At 69.8% G+C, this 17,841-nt stretch carries 19 protein-coding genes; 8 read left to right on the top strand and 11 right to left on the bottom strand.

What is annotated here, in order from left to right; genetic code table 11:
• A partial coding sequence (locus tag D1J51_RS18410) for a Sec-independent protein translocase family protein (RefSeq protein WP_119075409.1) occupies positions 1–354 on the top strand: 354 nt, incomplete at its 5' end.
• Between the two features lie 105 nt (positions 355–459).
• Here D1J51_RS18410 and purF read toward each other — a convergent pair.
• On the bottom strand, positions 460–1,920 hold the full coding sequence (gene purF, locus D1J51_RS11630; RefSeq protein WP_119075407.1) for an amidophosphoribosyltransferase: 1,461 nt from the start codon (positions 1,918–1,920) through the stop codon (positions 460–462).
• Positions 1,921–2,074: 154 nt separating this feature from the next.
• Here purF and purM point away from each other — a divergent pair, with 154 nt between their 5' ends.
• Positions 2,075–3,196, top strand: coding sequence for a phosphoribosylformylglycinamidine cyclo-ligase (gene purM / locus D1J51_RS11625; RefSeq protein ID WP_119075406.1), 1,122 nt, complete (start codon positions 2,075–2,077; stop codon positions 3,194–3,196).
• A 90-nt stretch (positions 3,197–3,286) separates the two neighbouring features.
• On the opposite strand, the gene ispF is transcribed toward purM, so the two are convergent.
• From ispF to D1J51_RS11600, 6 genes are all read right to left on the bottom strand, one after another.
• Positions 3,287–3,763: a 2-C-methyl-D-erythritol 2,4-cyclodiphosphate synthase gene (gene ispF, locus D1J51_RS17965; RefSeq protein ID WP_162903795.1), complete on the bottom strand. Its 477-nt coding sequence runs from the start codon at positions 3,761–3,763 to the stop codon at positions 3,287–3,289.
• The gene (ispD, locus tag D1J51_RS17960; RefSeq protein ID WP_162903794.1) at positions 3,760–4,551 is read right to left on the bottom strand and encodes a 2-C-methyl-D-erythritol 4-phosphate cytidylyltransferase; all 792 of its coding nucleotides are present in this window, start codon (positions 4,549–4,551) and stop codon (positions 3,760–3,762) included. Before ispD ends, ispF begins: the two co-directional genes overlap by 4 nt.
• Before the next feature lie 136 nt (positions 4,552–4,687).
• On the bottom strand, positions 4,688–5,599 hold the full coding sequence (locus tag D1J51_RS11615; RefSeq protein WP_119075404.1) for an ABC transporter substrate-binding protein: 912 nt from the start codon (positions 5,597–5,599) through the stop codon (positions 4,688–4,690).
• Positions 5,600–5,634: 35 nt separating this feature from the next.
• On the bottom strand, positions 5,635–6,372 hold the full coding sequence (locus tag D1J51_RS11610; RefSeq protein WP_119075403.1) for an ABC transporter permease: 738 nt from the start codon (positions 6,370–6,372) through the stop codon (positions 5,635–5,637).
• Complete coding sequence (locus D1J51_RS11605; protein WP_119075401.1) at positions 6,372–7,019, bottom strand: ABC transporter permease; 648 nt, start codon at positions 7,017–7,019, stop codon at positions 6,372–6,374. Before D1J51_RS11605 ends, D1J51_RS11610 begins: the two co-directional genes overlap by 1 nt.
• Complete coding sequence (locus D1J51_RS11600) at positions 7,016–8,101, bottom strand: ABC transporter ATP-binding protein (RefSeq protein ID WP_119075399.1); 1,086 nt, start codon at positions 8,099–8,101, stop codon at positions 7,016–7,018. The genes D1J51_RS11605 and D1J51_RS11600 overlap by 4 nt, the downstream gene beginning before the upstream one ends.
• Before the next feature lie 256 nt (positions 8,102–8,357).
• On the opposite strand from D1J51_RS11600, the gene D1J51_RS11595 reads away from it, so the two are divergent.
• Positions 8,358–9,824, top strand: a complete 1,467-nt coding sequence (locus D1J51_RS11595) for an aromatic amino acid lyase (RefSeq protein ID WP_119075397.1) — start codon at positions 8,358–8,360, stop codon at positions 9,822–9,824.
• Between the two features lie 64 nt (positions 9,825–9,888).
• Positions 9,889–10,599: an IclR family transcriptional regulator gene (locus D1J51_RS11590; RefSeq protein ID WP_162903793.1), complete on the top strand. Its 711-nt coding sequence runs from the start codon at positions 9,889–9,891 to the stop codon at positions 10,597–10,599.
• 67 nt (positions 10,600–10,666) lie between these two features.
• Here D1J51_RS11590 and D1J51_RS11585 read toward each other — a convergent pair whose 3' ends face one another.
• Complete coding sequence (locus tag D1J51_RS11585; protein WP_119075394.1) at positions 10,667–11,152, bottom strand: CarD family transcriptional regulator; 486 nt, start codon at positions 11,150–11,152, stop codon at positions 10,667–10,669.
• A gap of 167 nt (positions 11,153–11,319) precedes the next feature.
• On the opposite strand from D1J51_RS11585, the gene D1J51_RS11580 reads away from it, so the two are divergent.
• Positions 11,320–11,898, top strand: a complete 579-nt coding sequence (locus tag D1J51_RS11580; protein ID WP_119075392.1) for a DNA modification methylase — start codon at positions 11,320–11,322, stop codon at positions 11,896–11,898.
• Positions 11,899–11,956: 58 nt separating this feature from the next.
• On the opposite strand, the gene D1J51_RS11575 is transcribed toward D1J51_RS11580, so the two are convergent.
• Together D1J51_RS11575 and D1J51_RS11570 are read right to left on the bottom strand one after the other, a co-directional pair.
• Positions 11,957–12,637, bottom strand: coding sequence for a response regulator transcription factor (locus D1J51_RS11575; protein ID WP_162903798.1), 681 nt, complete (start codon positions 12,635–12,637; stop codon positions 11,957–11,959).
• A 14-nt stretch (positions 12,638–12,651) separates the two neighbouring features.
• The gene (locus D1J51_RS11570) at positions 12,652–13,902 is read right to left on the bottom strand and encodes a sensor histidine kinase (protein WP_119075388.1); all 1,251 of its coding nucleotides are present in this window, start codon (positions 13,900–13,902) and stop codon (positions 12,652–12,654) included.
• Positions 13,903–14,062: 160 nt separating this feature from the next.
• Between D1J51_RS11570 and phoU the strand changes: the two genes are divergently transcribed.
• The 3 genes from phoU to rlmB all read left to right on the top strand — a co-directional run bounded on the left by phoU (position 14,063) and on the right by rlmB (position 17,235).
• Entirely contained in the window at positions 14,063–14,704 is a 642-nt protein-coding gene (phoU, locus tag D1J51_RS11565) for a phosphate signaling complex protein PhoU (RefSeq protein WP_119075386.1), read from the top strand.
• 78 nt (positions 14,705–14,782) lie between these two features.
• Positions 14,783–16,237 carry a cysteine--tRNA ligase gene (gene cysS, locus D1J51_RS11560; RefSeq protein WP_119075384.1) on the top strand — a complete coding sequence of 485 codons (1,455 nt, stop codon included), beginning with the start codon at positions 14,783–14,785 and terminating at the stop codon, positions 16,235–16,237.
• Entirely contained in the window at positions 16,234–17,235 is a 1,002-nt protein-coding gene (gene rlmB / locus D1J51_RS11555; protein WP_119075382.1) for a 23S rRNA (guanosine(2251)-2'-O)-methyltransferase RlmB, read from the top strand. Before cysS ends, rlmB begins: the two co-directional genes overlap by 4 nt.
• Here the strand turns inward: rlmB and D1J51_RS11550 are convergent.
• On the bottom strand, positions 17,222–17,737 hold the full coding sequence (locus D1J51_RS11550; protein WP_240423186.1) for an Rv3235 family protein: 516 nt from the start codon (positions 17,735–17,737) through the stop codon (positions 17,222–17,224). The two genes, rlmB and D1J51_RS11550, sit on opposite strands and share 14 nt — an antisense overlap.
• Between the last annotated feature and the right edge of the window lie 104 nt (positions 17,738–17,841).

The raw sequence follows: 17,841 nt of genomic DNA, 5'->3' as shown, positions 1-17,841 counted from the left end.
GCGCCGAAGCTCCCGGGTCTGGCGAAGAGCCTCGGGCAGTCGATGCGCATCCTCAAGAAGGAGGTGCGCAACGACGGCGAGGCGGGTACCGCGCAGAGCGACGCCGCGGAGTCGGCTCCGCCCGCTCCGCCCGCGGCTCCTCCGGCTCCGAAGCCGCAGGCGAGCTCCCCGGATCTGCCCGCCGTGCCCCCGGCTCCGTCGGCTCCCTCCGCCTCACCCGACCTGCCCGCCGTGCCGCCCGCGCCTCAGAGCGGGCCGTCGAACTCCCCGGACCTGCCCGCCGTGCCGCCCAGCTCCGACGATGACGGGTCGAGCGGCGACGACGAGGGCCGCACCGACAAGCCCCGGGCGTAGGCCCGCGGGCACCGCATCGGGCACGCGTGAATCCGCCCGGGTGCTCACGACTCAACGATCCGAGTCGCGAGCACCCGGGCGGATCTCTGTGCGAGGCCGGGATCCTCAGCTCTCCTGGGTGGCCTCCACCCAGCTGAGGTACTCCTCGCTCACGTTCCCCGCGATGTACTCGCCGGTGAAGCAGCTCTGCTCGAGCTCGGTGACGCGGTCCTGTCCCGCCAGGATCGCGCGGTTCATGCCCTCGACGCTCATGTAGATGAGGTGGTCGGCGCCCATCTCGGCGGCGATCTCGTCGGTGGTGCGCCCGTGCGCGATGAGCTCCTTGCGCGAGGGCATGTTGATGCCGTACACGTGCGGGTACACGACGGGCGGGGCGGCCGAGGCGAAGGTGACGGACTTGGCCCCCGCGGCACGGGCCATCTCCACGATCTCGCGCGAGGTCGTGCCGCGCACGATCGAGTCGTCGACGATGAGCACGTTCTTGCCCTTGAACTCCACGCTCATCGCGTTGAGCTTCTGGCGCACGCTCTTCTTGCGCACGGCCTGCCCCGGCATGATGAAGGTGCGGCCGACGTAGCGGTTCTTGAAGAAGCCCTCGCGGTACTCGATGCCGAGTTTCTGCGCGACCTGCATGGCGCTGGGGCGGGCCGAGTCCGGGATCGGCATGACCACGTCGATGTCGACGCCCTGCAGTCGTTCCGCGATCTCCTCGGCGAGCACGTCGCCGAGCCGCAGCCGCGCGTCGTACACCGAGATGCCGTCGAGCACCGAGTCGGGGCGGGCCAGGTAGACGTACTCGAAGGCGCACGGCACCAGACGCGGATCCGTCGCGCACTGCTGCGAGTACATCCAGCCGTCGGGCGAGATGAGGATAGCCTCGCCCGGCTCCACGTCGCGCACGACCTCGTAACCGCCCGACTCGAGCACCAGGGACTCTGAGGCCACGACCCACTCGTCCTGCCCGTTCCCGCCGGTGCGCCGGCCGAGCACCAGGGGGCGGATGCCGTACGGATCCCGGAACGCGAGCAGCCCGTAGCCCGCGATGAGCGCGATCGCGGCGTAGGATCCCTCGACCCGCTCGTGCACGCGCGCGACCGCGTCGAACACCTGCCTCTTGTCGAGCGAGAGGCCCGTGATGCCGGCCTGCAGCTCGTTGGCGAGCACGTTGAGCAGCAGCTCCGTGTCCGAGTGGGTGTTGAGGTGGCGGCGGTCGACGTTGTAGAGGTCGGCGGTGAGCTCGCGCGTGTTCGTCAGGTTGCCGTTGTGCACCAGGATGATCCCGTAGGGGGCGCCCACGTAGAAGGGCTGCGCCTCCTGCTCGGCCGCCGCGGACCCCTTGGTGGCGTAGCGCACGTGCCCGAGGCCGACGTTGCCGAGCAGGCTGCGCATGTCGCGGGTGCGATAGGCCTCGCGCACCTGGCCCCTCGCCTTCACCATGTGGAAGAAGTCGCCGTCGAGCGTGGCGATGCCCGTCGAGTCCTGACCGCGGTGCTGCAGCAGGAGCAGGCTGTCGTAGATCTGCTGGTTGACCGGCTCGGACGAGACGATACCGACGATGCCGCACATAACTGTTGTGTTCGCTCCCTGCAGGATGGGGTGAGACGTCGAACAGACGCGACCTCTAGTGTCCCACACGCCGCTGTCCGTCGGCTTGCTCTCCGCCCGCCCGCTCTGCGCTCCCCGGGGGCCGGGCCGGGAGCGGGGTGGGTAGACTGACCGGGTGAGCGAAAACCCCTCGAACAGCGCCCTCTCAGCCTACGTCCGGTCCGGGGTGGACACGGCCGCCGGCGACCTCGCCGTCGAGCTGATGAAGTCGGCCGTCGCCCGCACCCACGGGCCCGAGGTGCTCGGCGGCGTCGGCGGCTTCGCGGGCCTGTTCGACGCGTCGGCGCTGCTCGGCTACCGGCGTCCGCTGCTCGCCTCGTCGACCGACGGCGTGGGCACCAAGGTGGCGATCGCGCAGGCCGTCGACAAGCACGAAACGATCGGTCAGGACCTCGTGGCGATGGTCGTCGACGACATCGTGGTGGTGGGCGCCAGGCCGCTCTTCATGACCGACTACATCGCCTGCGGCAGGGTGGTGCCCGAGCGCATCGCCGACATCGTGCGCGGCATCGCCGAGGCCTGCGAGGCCACCGGCACCGCGCTGGTCGGCGGCGAGACCGCGGAGCATCCGGGCCTGCTGGGCGTCGACGAGTACGACGTGGCGGGCGCCGCGACGGGCGTGGTCGAGGCCGACCGGATGCTGCGGCCCGCCCGCGTCGCCGACGGCGACGTCGTGCTCGCGATGGGCGCCTCGGGCCTGCACTCCAATGGATTCTCCCTGGTGCGCCGCATCCTCGCAGACCGCGGCGTCGGGTACGGCGACCGCAGCGAGGAGCTCGGTGCGAGCTACGGCGAGGCGCTGCTGACGCCCACCGCGCTGTACACGGCGCCGCTGCTGCGGGTGCTCGAGGACCCCGCGCTCGACGGCGCGATCCACGTGCTCAGCCATGTCACGGGGGGCGGGATCGCGGCCAACCTCGCCCGGGTACTGCCCCGAGGGGCGTGGGTCGAGCTGGATCGCGGCACCTGGTCGCCGCTTCCGGTGTTCCGGCACCTCGCCGAGATGGGCGGCCACGCACTCGAGTCGCTCGAGGGCGCGTGGAACCTGGGCATCGGCATGCTCGCGGTGGTCGATCCGGATCGGGCGCCGCGGGTCGCCGCAGCGCTCACCGCCGAGGGGCTCGAGACCTGGGTGGCCGGCGTCGTCTCCACCGCGGCGCGCGACCTCGAGGGCTTCGAGCAGGGCGCGAAGGGCGTCGACGGCGGCGCGGTGCGCCTGGTCGGTGCGTATCGCTGATCCACCGGTTCCCGACGCGCACCGGTTGGACGGGCGATCGACGCCCAGGAGGACGATTTGCCGATCTTCGTCCTCCTGGGCGTCGATCGTCTACTCGGTCGGTGCGCGCTCGATCAGGGCCGTCGCGATCGCGGCCAGGCCCTCGCCGCGGCCCGTGAAGCCGAGGCGATCGGTGGTCGTGGCCCCGATGCTCACGGGAGCCCCGACGAGCCCGGACATGGCGCGCTGAGCCTCCTCGCGCCGGGGCGCGAAGCGCGGGCGCTCGCCCACGATCTGCACCGAGACATTGACGGGGCGCCAGCCGTGCTCGGCGAGCCTCGCGATCGCGACTCGCACGAAACCCGCGCTCGCCGCGCCCGCGGTGTCCGGCTCGTCCACGCCGATGAGCCCGCCGATGTCGCCGAGCCCCGCGGCCGAGAGCAGCGCGTCGACCACCGCGTGGCAGACGGCGTCGCCGTCGCTGTGCCCCGAGAGCCCCGGCTCGCCCGGCCAGTCGAGGCCGGCGAGGCGCAGCGGTGACCCGGCGTCGTAGGCGTGCACGTCGAAGCCGGTGCCGATTCGGATCACGCGTCGTCCTCCAGGCCCAGCACGTTCGCGGCGAGGAAGTACTCGAGGATCGCCAGGTCGGCGGGCGTGGTGAGCTTGTGCGCTCGGAGCTCGCCGGCGACCGTGCGCACCCGGCCGCCGGCCCGCTGCACCACCTCGGCGTCGTCGGTCGGCGGGCGGGCCGACGGGTCTGCGCCAGACTGCAGCTCGTCGGTGACGTGCGCGGCGGCGAGCGTTTCGCGGAGAAAGCCCTGCGGGGTCTGCACCGCGACGAGCGGGGCCCGATCCACCGTCTCGTGCACGACCCCCTCGTCGTCGACCCGCTTCAGGGTGTCCGCGACGGGCAGGGCGGGCACCACGGAGCCGCCGGTGCGGCGCACCTCGGCGATGACGCGCTCGAAGAGCGCCGCGCTCGCGAAGGGACGCGCGGCGTCGTGCACGAGCACGGTGTCGACCGTATCCGGTAGCGCGTCGAGGCCGAATCGCACCGACTCGTGGCGCTCGCGTCCGCCCGGAACCACGGAGACCTCCCACGGGGATCCCGGCGGCAGTACGAGCTCCACGAGTTCGAGGGCGCGCGCCGCGTGCGACTCCGGCACGACGACCACCAGGTGCCCGGCGTGCGGCAGAGAGGTGACGACGCCGATCCCGAACTCCACGAGGGTGCGGCCGTGCAGTTCGACGAAGGCCTTGGGCTGATCGGCCCCCAGCCGTTCGCCTCTCCCCGCCCCGACCAGCACCACCCCCAGCGCGGCGAGCTGATGCGGTGTTGTCCCGGCCGATTCGTTCGCGAGTGCTGACGAGCTCATGGGCCCAGCGTACCCGCGGGCCGGGCGCCGATGCAGAACGGCCGCGTGCATCGGCTGCCCGGGGATCCGAGCCGCGTCGTCGCGGGCCCCCGCGAGGCGCCCTTTCGCGTGGTCGTTCCGAGGCGAGGCGCCGGGTTCAGAGACCCTGTTCGCTCAACCAGTCGTCGGCGATCGTCCCGATATCGTCACCGGCGGCCACTCGTCCGTTCATCCGCATCAGCTGCTCGGTGGTCAGCGTTGCCGAGATACGGTTGAGCACCGTCCTCACCTTCTCGGTGGCTGCTTCTTCGCGGATCACGGGCAGGATGTTGGCCGGCGGGAACAGCCCCTTGTCGTCGACGAGCGCCACAAGACCGTTCTCCGCGATCGCGGGATCGGAGCTGAACATGTCGCCGACCTGGGCTTGGCCGTTCTGCAGCGCGGCGAGAGTCAGCGGGCCGCCCGCATCGAGCACTTTGAACTCCTCGAACTCGAGGCCGTACACCTCCTGCAGGCCGGGCACGCCCTCGAAGCGCGACTTCCATTCCGCGGGGCCGGCGAGCGTGAGCTTCTGCGCGATCGGTGCCAGGTCGGAGATGCTGACGAGGCCGTACTGGGCGGCGACATCGGAAACGGCCACGAGCGTATCGGCGTTCTCGGCCTCCGCCTCGTCGAGCACGATGATGCCCTCGGGCGCGAGCAATGTGTCGAGCTGGGCGCGGATGCCGGTGCGATCGCTCGAGTCGGCATCGTTGTCGAGCTGCTTCAGCAGCGAGCCGTTGTATTCGGGCAGCAGGTTGATCGAACCGTCGCGCAGCGCCTGGAGGTACACCTCGCGGCTGCCGATGTTGAGCTTCTCCTCGACCTCGACGCCGGCGTTCTGCAGCGCCCGTGAATAGATCGTGGCCAGCAGTTGGCTTTCGGCGAAGTCGGCCGAACCGACGATGATCTTGCCGGGGTCTCCGCCGGCGCCGCCCGTGTCGGAGCTCATCGGGTCGTTGCCGGAGCAGGCGGTGAGGACGATCGCGGCCGCGGCCGCGATCCCGGCGAGCAGGAGCTTCTTGCGCATGGGGGTCCTTTCGAGTGGTGGTTCTGTCGGAGGGCTTAGGAACGGGTCAGGCTGAGCACCGCGGTCTCGGTGTCGAGGGGCGTCGGAGCCTGCGCTCTGGCGCGGCGGGTGAGACCGGGCGAGACGAGCACGCGACCCAGAGCCGCGAAGCCCAGCTCGAGCAGGATCGCGAGCACCGCGAGCGCGATCGCGCCGCCGGCCATCTCGGCGTAGTCGTTGCCGGCCCGGCCGTCGATGATGAACCGTCCGAGGCCGTCGAGCGAGACGTAGGCGGCGACCGTCGCGGTCGAGACGATCTGCAGGGTGGCGCCGCGGATCCCGGAGAGGGCGAGCGGGAGCGCGCAGGGGATCTCGACCTTCCAGATGATCCGCGCCGTCGAGAAGCCCATGCCTCGCGCCGCGTCGATGACCGAGCGGTCGATGGCCCGGATGCCGCTGGCCACTCCGCTGAGGATCGGCGGAACGGCGAGCAGGACGAGCACGATGAGCGAGGGGACCACGAAAGCCAGGTTGCTGCTGAACACCGGTGAGATCACGAGCACCAGCAGGATCAGGAGACCGAGTGTTGGCAGGGCTCGCATCGCGTTGACCGATCCCATGATCAGGCTCTCGCCTCTGCCGGTGTGTCCCACGAAGATGCCGAGTGGCGTCGCGATCAGTACGGCCACGATGAGGGCGATCAGCGAGTAGAACAGGTGCATGAGCGCCTGGTAGGGGATCGATCCGGCGCCGCTCCAGTTGGCGGGATCGGTGAGCCATCCAAGAACATCCATTACAGGGCTCCCTTCTGGCTCCACGGCGTGACGACCTTGCCGAGCAGCACGAGCAGCCGGTCGAGTACCAGTGCGAGCAGCAGGCACACCACGAGACCGACGATGATCGGAACGAACAGGCGCCTCGTGAATCCCATGGTGAAGAGCGAACCGAGCTGCGCGATGCCGATCACGGCGGCCATGGTGACGATCGAGATGTTCGAGACCACCACCACCCGAAGACCGGAGAGGATGGCGGGCACCGCGATGGGCAGCTGAATCCTGAAGAAGGTCTGGGCGCGGGTGAAGCCGACGCCCTGCGCGGCCTTGACTACGTCGGGCGAGACCGAGCCGAGTCCGTCGGCGACCACGCGCACGAGGAGGGCGACGGTGTAGATGATGAGCGCGACGACGACGTTCATCGGATCGAGGATCTTGGTGCCCAGCGCCTTCGGCAGCAGGATGAAGAGCGCGAGCGAGGGGATCGTGTAGAAGAGGCTCGTGCCGCCGACGATGAGGGGGTAGAGCCGGCGGTGCGTGAAGGCGAGGTAGCCGAGCGGGATCGAGAGGAGCAACCCGATCAGCGTCGGCAGCAGCGTCAGCCAGAGGTGCGCGACGGTGAGCTGGAGGATCTGATCCGCGTTGCCGATGATCCAGTCGAGCCTCATGCGCGCCGCTCCTCCGCGAGGGCGTCGACCGCACTGCGGATGACCGCGTCGGAACCGAGCGTGCCGATGTACCGCCCGCCGCCGTCGACCACCACGGCGCGCCCGGCGGGGCTCGAGAGCGCGGCGTCGAGCAGCTCGCGGTAGCTGCCGTGATCGTGGGAGACCGGGGTGGTGGGGCTCAACCGGTCGGTCGCTACGATTCCGCCCTCGGCGCGGGCCCAAGCGACCGGCTTCTCGAGGGCGTCGCAGACCACCACCCAGGCGTCGTCGCGCACAGCGACCGGCGCTTCGAGCTGAACGGACGGCGTGCGCTCGGGATCGAGGCTCGAGATGCGCTCGAAGTTCAGCGCGTGGTAGCCGCGCGACTCGCCGAGGAAGTCGGCGACGAACTGATCCGCGGGGTTCGCGAGGATCTCGGCGGGCGAGCCGATCTGGGCGAGGACTCCGCCCTCCTTGAGCACGATGATCCGGTCGCCGAGCTTCAGCGCCTCGTCGATGTCGTGGGTGACCATGACGATGGTCTTGGCCAGGTCGCCCTGGATGCGCAGGAACTCGGCCTGCAGCTGCTTGCGCACGATGGGATCGACCGCGCTGAACGGCTCGTCCATGAGCATGTAGGGAGGGTCGGCCGCGAGGGCGCGGGCGACGCCCACGCGCTGCTGCTGCCCGCCCGACAGCTGCCATGGGTAGCGCGAGCCGTAGCTGCGGTCCAGGCCCACCAGCTCGAGGAGATCGAGTGCCCGGGCCTGGGCGCTGCGTTTGTCGCTCTTGTTCAGATAGGGAACCGCGCAGACGTTGTCGATCACCGTCTGGTGCGGGAAGAGGCCTGCGTTCTGGATAACGTAGCCGATCTTGCGCCGCATGCGGATGGTGTCGGTCTTCGCGTTGTCCTCGCCGCCCAGCAGGATCGACCCGGAGGTCTGCTCGATCAGGCGGTTCACCATGCGCAGAGTCGTGGTCTTGCCGCACCCCGAGGGGCCGACGAGCACGGTGATCTTGCCCGTCGGGGCGACGAACGAGAGGTCGGCGACGGACGTGGTGCCGTTGTCGTAGGTCTTGACGACGTCGATGAACTCGATCATGCGCGTTCTGTCTCCTCGATTCGGTGCGCGCACGATCCGTGCCGCGCTGCGGTCGCGTCTGAATGCGCGGTGTTGTTGCTCGTGGTGTGGGGTGACAACTTCGTCTCCGTAATCTCTGCGTCGGCGCATCGAGGTGTACGAGGGGGCTCCGAGGCCGCAATACTCAACTATTTTCAACTAGTGGAATTTATGTTTTTTATAGAGTAATAAAGTAGGGAGAAAGTTGCAATACTCCCGAACACGACGGCAGGGGCAGATGACGTACACACTCCCGAGCAGACTTACCGTTCACGATGTCGCGGCTATCGCGCGCGGTGCTGCAGTGCGGGTCTCGGGCCCGGCGCGCGCCGAGATCGAGAACTACTATCACCAGGCGAACAGGATCGCGGAGGAGCAGCCGGTCTACGGGCGCTCGACGGGGGTCGGAGCGAATCGGTCGTCCGCCGCTTCGAGCGACCCCGTGGCGCACGGGATGAACCTCCTGCGGAGTCACGCCGTGGACGCCGGACCCCCGTTCGACTCCGAGACCACTCGTGCGATGCTGGTGGTGCGCCTCAATCAGCTCCTGCACCCCGGTTCGGGGATCGACCCCGTGCTGATCGACGGGCTCGAGCGCATGCTCGTGAGCGGGAGCCTGCCCGAGGTGCGCCGATACGGCGGGATCGGTACGGCCGATCTGTCGGCGCTGGCCGGCACGGCGCTCGCCCTGGTCGGAGAGCGCCCCACGAGCGGCGAGGGCTTCGAGCCGATCGGGCCGATTCGGGCCGATAGCGCGCTCCCCTTCATGAGCTCGAGCGCGTTGACGCTCGGCGGAGCCGCGCTCGCCTGCGCTCGCCTCGCCGCACTCGCGGACGCGGGAATCGCGGCTTTCGCGTTCTCCGCCGCCGCAGCTCGTGCCAACGCCTCGGCGTTCTCCGCCGAGGCGGCTCTGGCGGTCGGGAGTCCGACGGCGGCCCGGACGGCCTCCCGGCTCGCGGGTGTCCTCGGAGAGCAGGCGTGGGACGCCGTCCGCATCCAGGACCCGTTCGCCTACCGGGGCTTCCTACCGGCGATGAGCGTGCTCACGAGCGCGACGCAACGCCTCGGCGAGTCGATCGAGACGCTGGTCAGCAGTTCGCAGGAGAACCCGCGGTTCTTCGCCGAGCAGGGGATCGCGGTGCATCACGGCGCCTTCCTCGAGAACTGGCTGGCGCACGAGCTCGATGCCACGGCGATCGCGCTCGCGCAGACGGCTTCGCTCGTGCTCGGGAGGCTGCGCTTCATCAACGACGATGCCTTCTCCGGACTCCCGCGCTTTCTCGCGCCCGAACCGGGAGCGAGCTCGGGCACGATGATCGTCGAGTACGTCTCGGCCAGCGCGATGGGGGAGGTGCTCGCCGCCGCCGCGCCGGTGTCGACGCACAGCGCGGTGCTCTCGTGCGGCATCGAGGATGACGCGACGTTCGCCCCGACCGCGCTGAGCAAACTGCAACGCGCACTCGACGGATACGAGATCATGGTCGCTTGCGAGATCGTGGTCGCCGTGCGCGCCCTGCGGTTGCAGGGAGCTGCGACGACGGGAGTCTCCGCCGCACTCGTTCGGCTGCTCGAGATCGCAGACGAGTTGCCGGACGATCTCGGCGATCGTGATCTGCGCGAGGACCTGGAGATCGCGGCTCGTCTGATCGGCCGGATCGCCGACGCGGTCGACGCCTCGGAGGCGCCCGCACCCGGCGCGCACTGAGCGAAGCGTCGGACGGTTAGACTGCGATATGACCGAACGCAGGCGATCGACACGGAGAACGAAGATGGCCGATAAGGCGACGGCTGGTCAGGGGCAGGAGGTCGACGCGTCGCTCGGCCCCCAGGCGGTGCATCGGGCGCTCGAGGTGCTCACCCTGGTCGTGGATCAGGGCCCGCTGCCGCTGAGCGACCTCGCCCGGGCCAGCAGACTGCCCACCAGCACGACGCTGCGCATGCTGCGCGCTCTCGAGAGCTGGGGATACGTCTCCCGGGCTTCGGATGGGCGGTACTCGCTCGGTCGGCGCTTCATCCAGTCGCGCGTTTCCGCCGAGACGGCAAGACCCGAAGATCTGATCGACCTTTCCGCGCCGGTGATGCGGCGATTGACCGAGACCACCTCGGAGTCGAGCTATCTGGCCGTACCGGGACCCGCCAACACCTGCACCTTTCTGCGAGAAGTGCAGAGTCCGCTGCCGATCCGCCATGTCGGCTTCGACGGCTGGGAGGGACGCACGGTGTCCGCGGCAGGCTCGGCCGCGGGTGAGGTGCTCGACGGCCGGGTGCCGGAGTGCGGCTACGTGGTGATGGCCGCGGTCGACGACGCCGACTCCACGGTGATCGCCGCGCCCGTGCTCGCCGAAGACGGGAGACGCGTGGCGGCGCTCAGTATCGCCGGCCCGAGTTTCCGCCTCTCCCCGGCAATGGTGCAGGAGATGGGTGAGGCGGTGAAAGCCGCCGCGTCGGAACTCACCGTGTCGCTGGGGTCCGTGAGGTAGCAGCCGACGGTCGCGGAGACTCGCGTGCACCCCGGAGGCGCGAACCGCCCCGCTCGGCGCAGAGCTGCTACGAGGCGAGCACCTGGTCGAGCACCTCGGAGGCCTGATCCTCGTCGGTCTTCTCGGCGAGCGCCAGCTCGGAGACGAGGATCTGGCGCGCCTTCGCGAGCATGCGCTTCTCTCCGGCCGAGAGCGAGCGCACCTCCTGGTCGCGGCGCCACAGATCGCGCACGACCTCGGAGACCTTGATCACGTCGCCGGAGGCGAGCTTCTCGAGGTTCGCCTTGTAGCGCCGGGACCAGTTGGTTGGTTCCTCCGTGAACGGTGCGCGCAGCACCTCGAACACGCGCTCGAGCCCCTCCTGATCGATGACATCGCGCACGCCGACGAGATCGCAGTTCTCCGCGGGTACCTCGATGGTGAGATCGCCCTGGTTGACCTGCAGCTTCAGGAAGAGCTTCTCCTCTCCGCCGAGCTTGCGCTTCCTCACCTCGATGATCTTGGCTGCGCCGTGGTGGGGGTAGACGACGGTCTCTCCGACCTCAAATTGCATCGAGTGGCTCCTTTACAGTCCAACCACTAGAATACCACACCTCCCTTTTGCGGAGTTAGGGTTGCCTAAGCTGCATCGCGTGTGGCAGGCCCGTTATGATGATCCCGAACCGTGCTCGTTTGAGGGCGGCGTAGCTCAGCGGATCGAAACACGGCTCGGAGGACCTCTTGAAGATTCGGATTGCTTCGTCAGTCGCGCTCGCGGCGGCTCTGGCGCTCGGCGCGACCGGATGCAGCCTGATCGCACCGCAGGGCACGCTCGAGCCGTACGCGCCGAGCGACGGCATCAACGTCGACGTCAAGAACGTCGAGGTGCGCAACATCATGCTCATCGCAGACGAGAGCGGTGAGAACTTCAACGTCGTGTTCGGCGCCGTCAACCGCACGGGCGACGCGCAGGACATGGCGGTCAGTTTCGTCGGCGAGGGATCGCAGCAGGCACGCGCCGAGTTCACGGTGCCCGTCGGCAACACCAGCTTCGGCGACCCCGGGGGCGACGAGAAGCCCGTGCTGGTTTCGCTCCCCGGCCTCGAGCCCGGCGCAACCGTGAGGGCCTATTTCCAGGCGCCCGGGGCGCCCGAGGTGGAGCGCGAGGTGCCCGTGCTCGACGGCACTCTCCCGGAGTACCGCGACTATGTCCTGCCCGCCGGCTCCGGCGGGCAGGACGGGTCGGCCGCGGGGACGCCGGCCGGCGAGGGCCAGGAAGCAGCCCAGTCGACGGCCGGCGACGGAGCCGCGGCGGAGTAGCCCTCGGCGAAGCGCCCCCGCGGTTCCCTCTCGGGCCGCGGGGGCGCTTCCCATGCGCCTACCCGAAGCGGTACCCGACGCCCCGCACGGTCGAGATGAGCTTCGGCTTCGAGGGCTGCTCCTCGATGCGCGCGCGGATGCGCTTGATGTGCACGTCGAGCGTCTTCGTGTCGCCGTAGTAGTTGCTGCCCCACACGCGGTCGATCAGCTGTCCGCGCGTGAGCACGCGGCCGGAGTGCCGCATGAGCATCTCCAGCAGCTCGAATTCGCGCAGCGGCATGGCGATCTCCTCGCCGCGCACGGTGACGGAGTGGCGCTCGGAGTCGAGGCGGATCCCGAGCTCGTCGAGCACCTGCCCGTCGAGATCGTCGCCCCGATCGTCCTCGCCGGCTCCCGACCGGCGCAGCGCGGCCCGCACGCGTGCCAGCAGCTCCCGGGTGGAGTAGGGCTTCGTGATGTAGTCGTCGGCGCCGAGCTCGAGTCCGACAACGATGTCGATCTCGCTGTCCTTCGCGGTGAGCATGATGATGGGCACCTGCGAGGTCTGGCGGATCGTGCGGCACACCTCGGTGCCGGGCAGGCTCGGCAGCATGAGGTCGAGCAGCATGAGATCGGGTTGGTCGGAGGCGAACGCCCGCACCGCCTCGGCGCCGTCGTCGACCACGGTGACCCGGTAGCCCTCGCGCTCGAGCAGGAAGGAGAGGGGACGGGAGATCGACTCCTCGTCCTCGACGAGCATGATGTGCTGTGCCACTACTGGGCTCCCTTCTGGGGTTCCGGCGCCTGCCGTTCCGGCGTCTGTCGGGCCTGCGCCGAGGTGTCGCCGCTCACCCGCGCGGTCCGGCGCGCCTTCTTGGCTCGTTTCGCGCTCTTGGACGGTCCCGGGGTCTCGGAGAGCGGGAAGGTGAGCGTGAAGCTGGAGCCGATGCCCGGTTGCGACCAGACATCGACGTCGCCGCCGTGGGCGCGCATGGTGTGGCGGGCGATGCTGAGGCCGAGGCCCGTGCCGCCCTCGCCGCGAGTGCGCGCGCCGTCGACGCGGTAGAAGCGCTCGAAGACGCGCGCCAGGTGCTCGGGGGCGATGCCCTCGCCCTGGTCGGTGACGGTCACCACGAAGCTCTTGCGCTCGAACGACATGCCCACGCCCACGCGCCCGCCCTCGGGGGAGTGCCGGATCGCGTTGCTGAGCAGGTTCGCGATCGCCGAGCCGAGCGAGGTGGGGCGGCCGAGGATCATCGCCTCCCGGCCCAGCTCGGAGGCGTCCGTGACCACGAGCTCGACGCCGTGCTGGGTGGCGAAGGAGCGGTGCGACTCCACCTCGCCGCGCACCAGGTCCCGCAGCGAGACCGCCTCGCGATCCTCGGGCCGCAGCGCGGACTGCGCCTCCGAGAGCTGGATGATGTCCCGCGACAGCTCGCCGAGTCGCCGCGACTCCTTGACCAAGCTCTTCGAGAAGTCGCGCACGAGGCCCGGGTCGTCGGCCGCCTGCTGCACGGCCTCGGCGAGGAGGCCGATGGCGGCGATCGGCGTCTTCAGCTCGTGGCTGACGTTCGCGATGAAGTCGCGACGCATCGTGTTCACCCGCTGTTCCTCGCCCAGATCCTCGGCGAGGATCACGACGAAGCGCCGCTGCAGGCGCACGATATGGATCTTGACCGTGTCGGAGGGGTCGCCCGGGTCCGGTTCGTGCGTGTCGGGCACGCCGGTGGACATCACCCGGCGCGCGCGGCTGAGGAACGCCGCGTCATGGATCTCGTCGTCGCTGATGTGGCGCTCCTGGCGCGCGGTCGGATTCGCATACACGGGGGCGAGCGAGGAATCGAGGATCACCGCGAAGATGTCGATCTCGTCGAGGATCGCCGTGGCCACCTCGGGCAGCTCGGGGCGCATCTCCGCCGCTCGGCGCACGCCCGCTCGGCGCGCGCCCTGAATCGCGAGCGCGGTGCCCGCTCCGACCAGTACGCCGAGCCCCGCCGAAGCGAGAACGAGCAGAGTCGGATCCATGCCTCTCATCGTAGAGGGGCGGGTCTCGCGCGAAGAGTAGAGTTCAACTGTTGTTCACCTGTCGGTGCTGCCCGGTTCACCGAGGCCGCACAGACTGATTGAGGTGCGTGTCGGCACCCGTGCCGGTGCGTCGACACACCAGAACCAGAGAGGAAAGCGCATGCGTGAGGTCTTTCAGCAGTCGCTGCACGAGGTGCAGGAGCGCCTGGTGAAGATTGCCGAACTCGTCGAGGAGGCCATCGAGAACGCGACGACGGCCTTCGGCAACTCGGACGTCTCCGTCGCGGAGCGCGTGTTCGACGGGTCGGATGAGATCGAGGAGCAGACGGCCGAGCTCGACCAGCTCACCATCGACATCCTCGCGCGCCAGCAGCCCGTCGCCTCCGATCTCCGCCTGATGGTGGGTGCGCTGCGCATGAGCGCCTCGCTCGAGCGCATGGGCGATCTCGCGCAGCACATCGCTCAGCTGGCCCGCTACCGCTACCCGGAGAGCGCGATCCCGAAGGGGCTCAAGAAGATCTTCGTGCGCATGGGCGCTCTCGACGTCGAGATGGCGAGCAAGATCGTCGAACTGCTGCGCACCCAGGACGCGGCGCTGATCGACGAGGTGCGCGACCTCGACGACGACCTCGACGAGCTGCACGCCAAGGTGTTCGAGAAGGTGCTGAGCGACAAGCTCGCCGACAACCCCATGGGAGCCGTCGACGCGACGCTCGCCAGCCGCTACCACGAGCGCTTCGGCGATCACGCGGTGAGCATCGCTAAGCACGTGCAGTTCTTCCTCAGCGGGTCGACCGACTGAGCCGAACGACTCCTTCGACCGCTCGTCGGCGCGACGCCAACGGCTCGGCGTCCGACCTCCGGCGGGTAGGCTTGTAGGGTGAAGCAACGCATCTACGATTCGCGCGCGCAGGAAGTCGTCGACTTCGAGCCGCGCGAGCCCGGCCGGGTCGGCATGTACGTGTGCGGCCCGACCGTGCAGTCGGCCCCGCACATCGGGCACCTGCGCAGCGCGCTCGTGTACGACCAGATGCGCCGCTGGTTCGAGGCGACCGGCCACGAGGTGACCCTCATCCGCAACGTCACCGACATCGACGACAAGATCCTCGACCACTCCCGTGCGGCGCAGCGGGACTCGGGATCGACGGAGCAGTGGTGGGCGCTCGCCTATCGGGTCGAGCGCGAGTTCACCGCCGCATACGACGCGCTGGGCGTGCTGCCGCCCACGTACGAGCCGCGCGCCACGGCGAACATCGCCGAGATGGTGGCGCTCATCGAGCGCCTCCTCGAGCGGGACCACGCCTACCCGGCGGACGACGGCTCGGCGAGCGTCTACTTCGACACGGGCAGCTGGCCCGCGTACGGGGAGCTGACCCGCCAGCGACGCGACCAGATGGAGGACGCGGCCGACTCGGAGCCCGTGGGCAAGCGGGATCCGCGCGACTTCGCGCTGTGGAAGGCGCACCGCGACCACGAGCCGGCCTCGGCGTCGTGGCCGTCGCCGTGGGGCCGGGGCCGTCCCGGCTGGCACGTCGAGTGCTCGGCCATGGCCACCCGCTATCTGGGCGAGGAGTTCGACATCCACGGCGGCGGGCTCGACCTGCGCTTCCCGCATCACGAGAACGAGCTCGCGCAGTCGAGCGCGGCCGGTCTCGGCTTCGCGAGGCACTGGATCCACAACGGTCTCGTCAACACCGGCGGGCAGAAGATGTCGAAGTCGCTCGGCAACTCGCTGTTCGCCTCGGAGCTGCTGGGGACTGCGAGGCCGATCGTGCTGCGCTACTTCCTCGGGTCGGCGCACTACCGCTCGGTGCTCGAGTACTCGGAGACCTCGCTCTCCGAGGCCGAGGCCGCGTTCGGCAGGATCGAGGGTTTCCTGGGGAGAGCTGGAGAACGGGCTCTGCCGGTGGTGATCTCGTACGACTGGCGCGAACGACTCGAGCGACTCCCCGAGGCGTTCGTCGAGGCGATGAACGACGATTTCGGGATTCCGCAGGCGCTCGCGGTGCTGCACGGCAAGGTGCGCGAGGGCAATGCGCTGCTCGACGCCGACGGTGACGAGTTCGCCGCCGCCGAGATCGTGGCGCAGGTGAGCATCATGCTCGACGTGCTCGGACTGAACCCGAGTGATCCCGGGTGGGTCGCGGGATCCGGAACCGCCGACGATGCCGCCCGCAGTGCCCTCGACGCGCTCGTCGACGCGCTCCTCGAGCAGCGCCGCGACGCTCGCGCGAACAGGGACTTCGCCACGAGCGATGCGATCCGCGACCGGCTGCAGGCCGCGGGAATCGCCCTGGAAGACACCCCGAACGGAACCCGCTGGAGTCTGTCATGAGTACCAAGAAGAGCCGCGCCGGCGCGGTCCGGAAGAGGGGCCTCGGCCGGGCCGTCGGATCGGGCGGCCAGGGGCGCCAGGCGCTCGAGGGCCGCGGCCCCACGCCCAAGGCCGAGGATCGCGAGTACCACCCCGCGCACAAGGCGAAGAAGGCGCGCGAGCGCTACGAGGCCGCCAAGCAGCGCCACGCGGCGAGCTCCGGTCGCACCCCCGAGCGCGGCGGGCGCGGCGGCGCGAAGAAGGACGAGGGCGAGCTCGTCACCGGGCGCAACGCCGTGCTCGAGGCGCTGCGCACGCGCATTCCCGCGACCGCGCTCTACATCGCCGCTCGGATCGAGATGGACGACCGCGTGCGCGAGATCCTGCGCCTCGCGACCAATCGCGGCGTGCCGGTGCTCGAGGTCATGCGGCCCGAGATGGATCGCATGACCGACCGGGACACCGTGCACCAGGGCGTCGTGCTCAAGGTGCCGCCCATCGAGTACGCGCATCCGCTCGACATGGTCGACGAGATCATCGATCGGGATCAGCTGCCGCTGGTCGTCGCGCTCGACGGCGTCACCGATCCGCGCAATCTCGGCGCGATCATCCGCTCGGTCGCGGCGTTCGGCGGTCAGGGCGTGATCATTCCGCAGCGCCGCTCGGCGGGGCTCAACTCCGCCGCGTGGAAGACGTCGGCGGGAGCCGCGGCGCGGATCCCCGTCGCGATGGCCTCGAACCTCACCCAGACGCTCAAAGAGCTCAAGAAGCAGGGGATGTTCGTGGTGGGGCTGGACGGCGACGGAGACGTGGCGCTGCCGGGCCTCGAACTGGCCGACCGGCCGCTCGTGCTCGTGGTCGGCAGTGAGGGCAAGGGGCTCTCCCGGCTCGTCACGGAGCACTGCGATGCGGTGGTCTCGATCCCGATCTCGTCGGCGACCGAGTCGCTGAACGCGGGCATCGCCGCGAGCGTGGCGCTCTACGAGGTGTCGAGGATCCGCGCGGCTACAGAACGGTGAGGTCGGTCGCCCGCCAGCGATCGCCGCTGTGCTCGAACCGCAGCGCCACCGACCGCGAGCGGGGCTCCGCGTAGAGCACGACCGTGGCCTCGAGAATGTGGGGCAGCGGCCGGTCGATGTGCGCCGGGCCCGGGCAGGCGACCACCCGCCGCGCGTCCCGGTACAGGGTGCGCCGCTCGGTGCGGACCGCGCGCCTCTCGAGGAGCGCGCTCGCCACTTCGCGCGTGATCCAGCCGCCGAGCTGAGCGATCGAGCGCGAACCCTCGAGCACCTCGAACGCGTAGAGCGCGAGCTTCTGAATGGTCGCCGTCGACGGCCCGGGGATGTCGGTCCCCGTCCCGGTGTCGAAGGCCGCCAGATCGAGGTAGCGGTCGGGGTGCGGAACAACTCGCAGGTGGGGGAGGCCCGTCGACGAGGGCTCGGGGGCCGACCGGTCGGCACAGCCGGCGGCGGGGGCGTTGCCGGGCGCGATCGGGGCGCGGCTCACTGCGGCGGAGGGCATGGCGGTTCCTTCCGGGGATGAAGCGGCGTCGCACGTCGTCTTGCGTTGCAGCTTGGCGGGACATGTGCGATAACCATAAGAAACTATTCTTGTTTAGCGTCAAG

Origin of the sequence: Leucobacter sp. wl10, assembly GCF_003569785.1 — a bacterium.
Taxonomy (GTDB): domain Bacteria; phylum Actinomycetota; class Actinomycetes; order Actinomycetales; family Microbacteriaceae; genus Leucobacter.
This window is presented reverse-complemented; position numbering and strand designations above follow the sequence as displayed.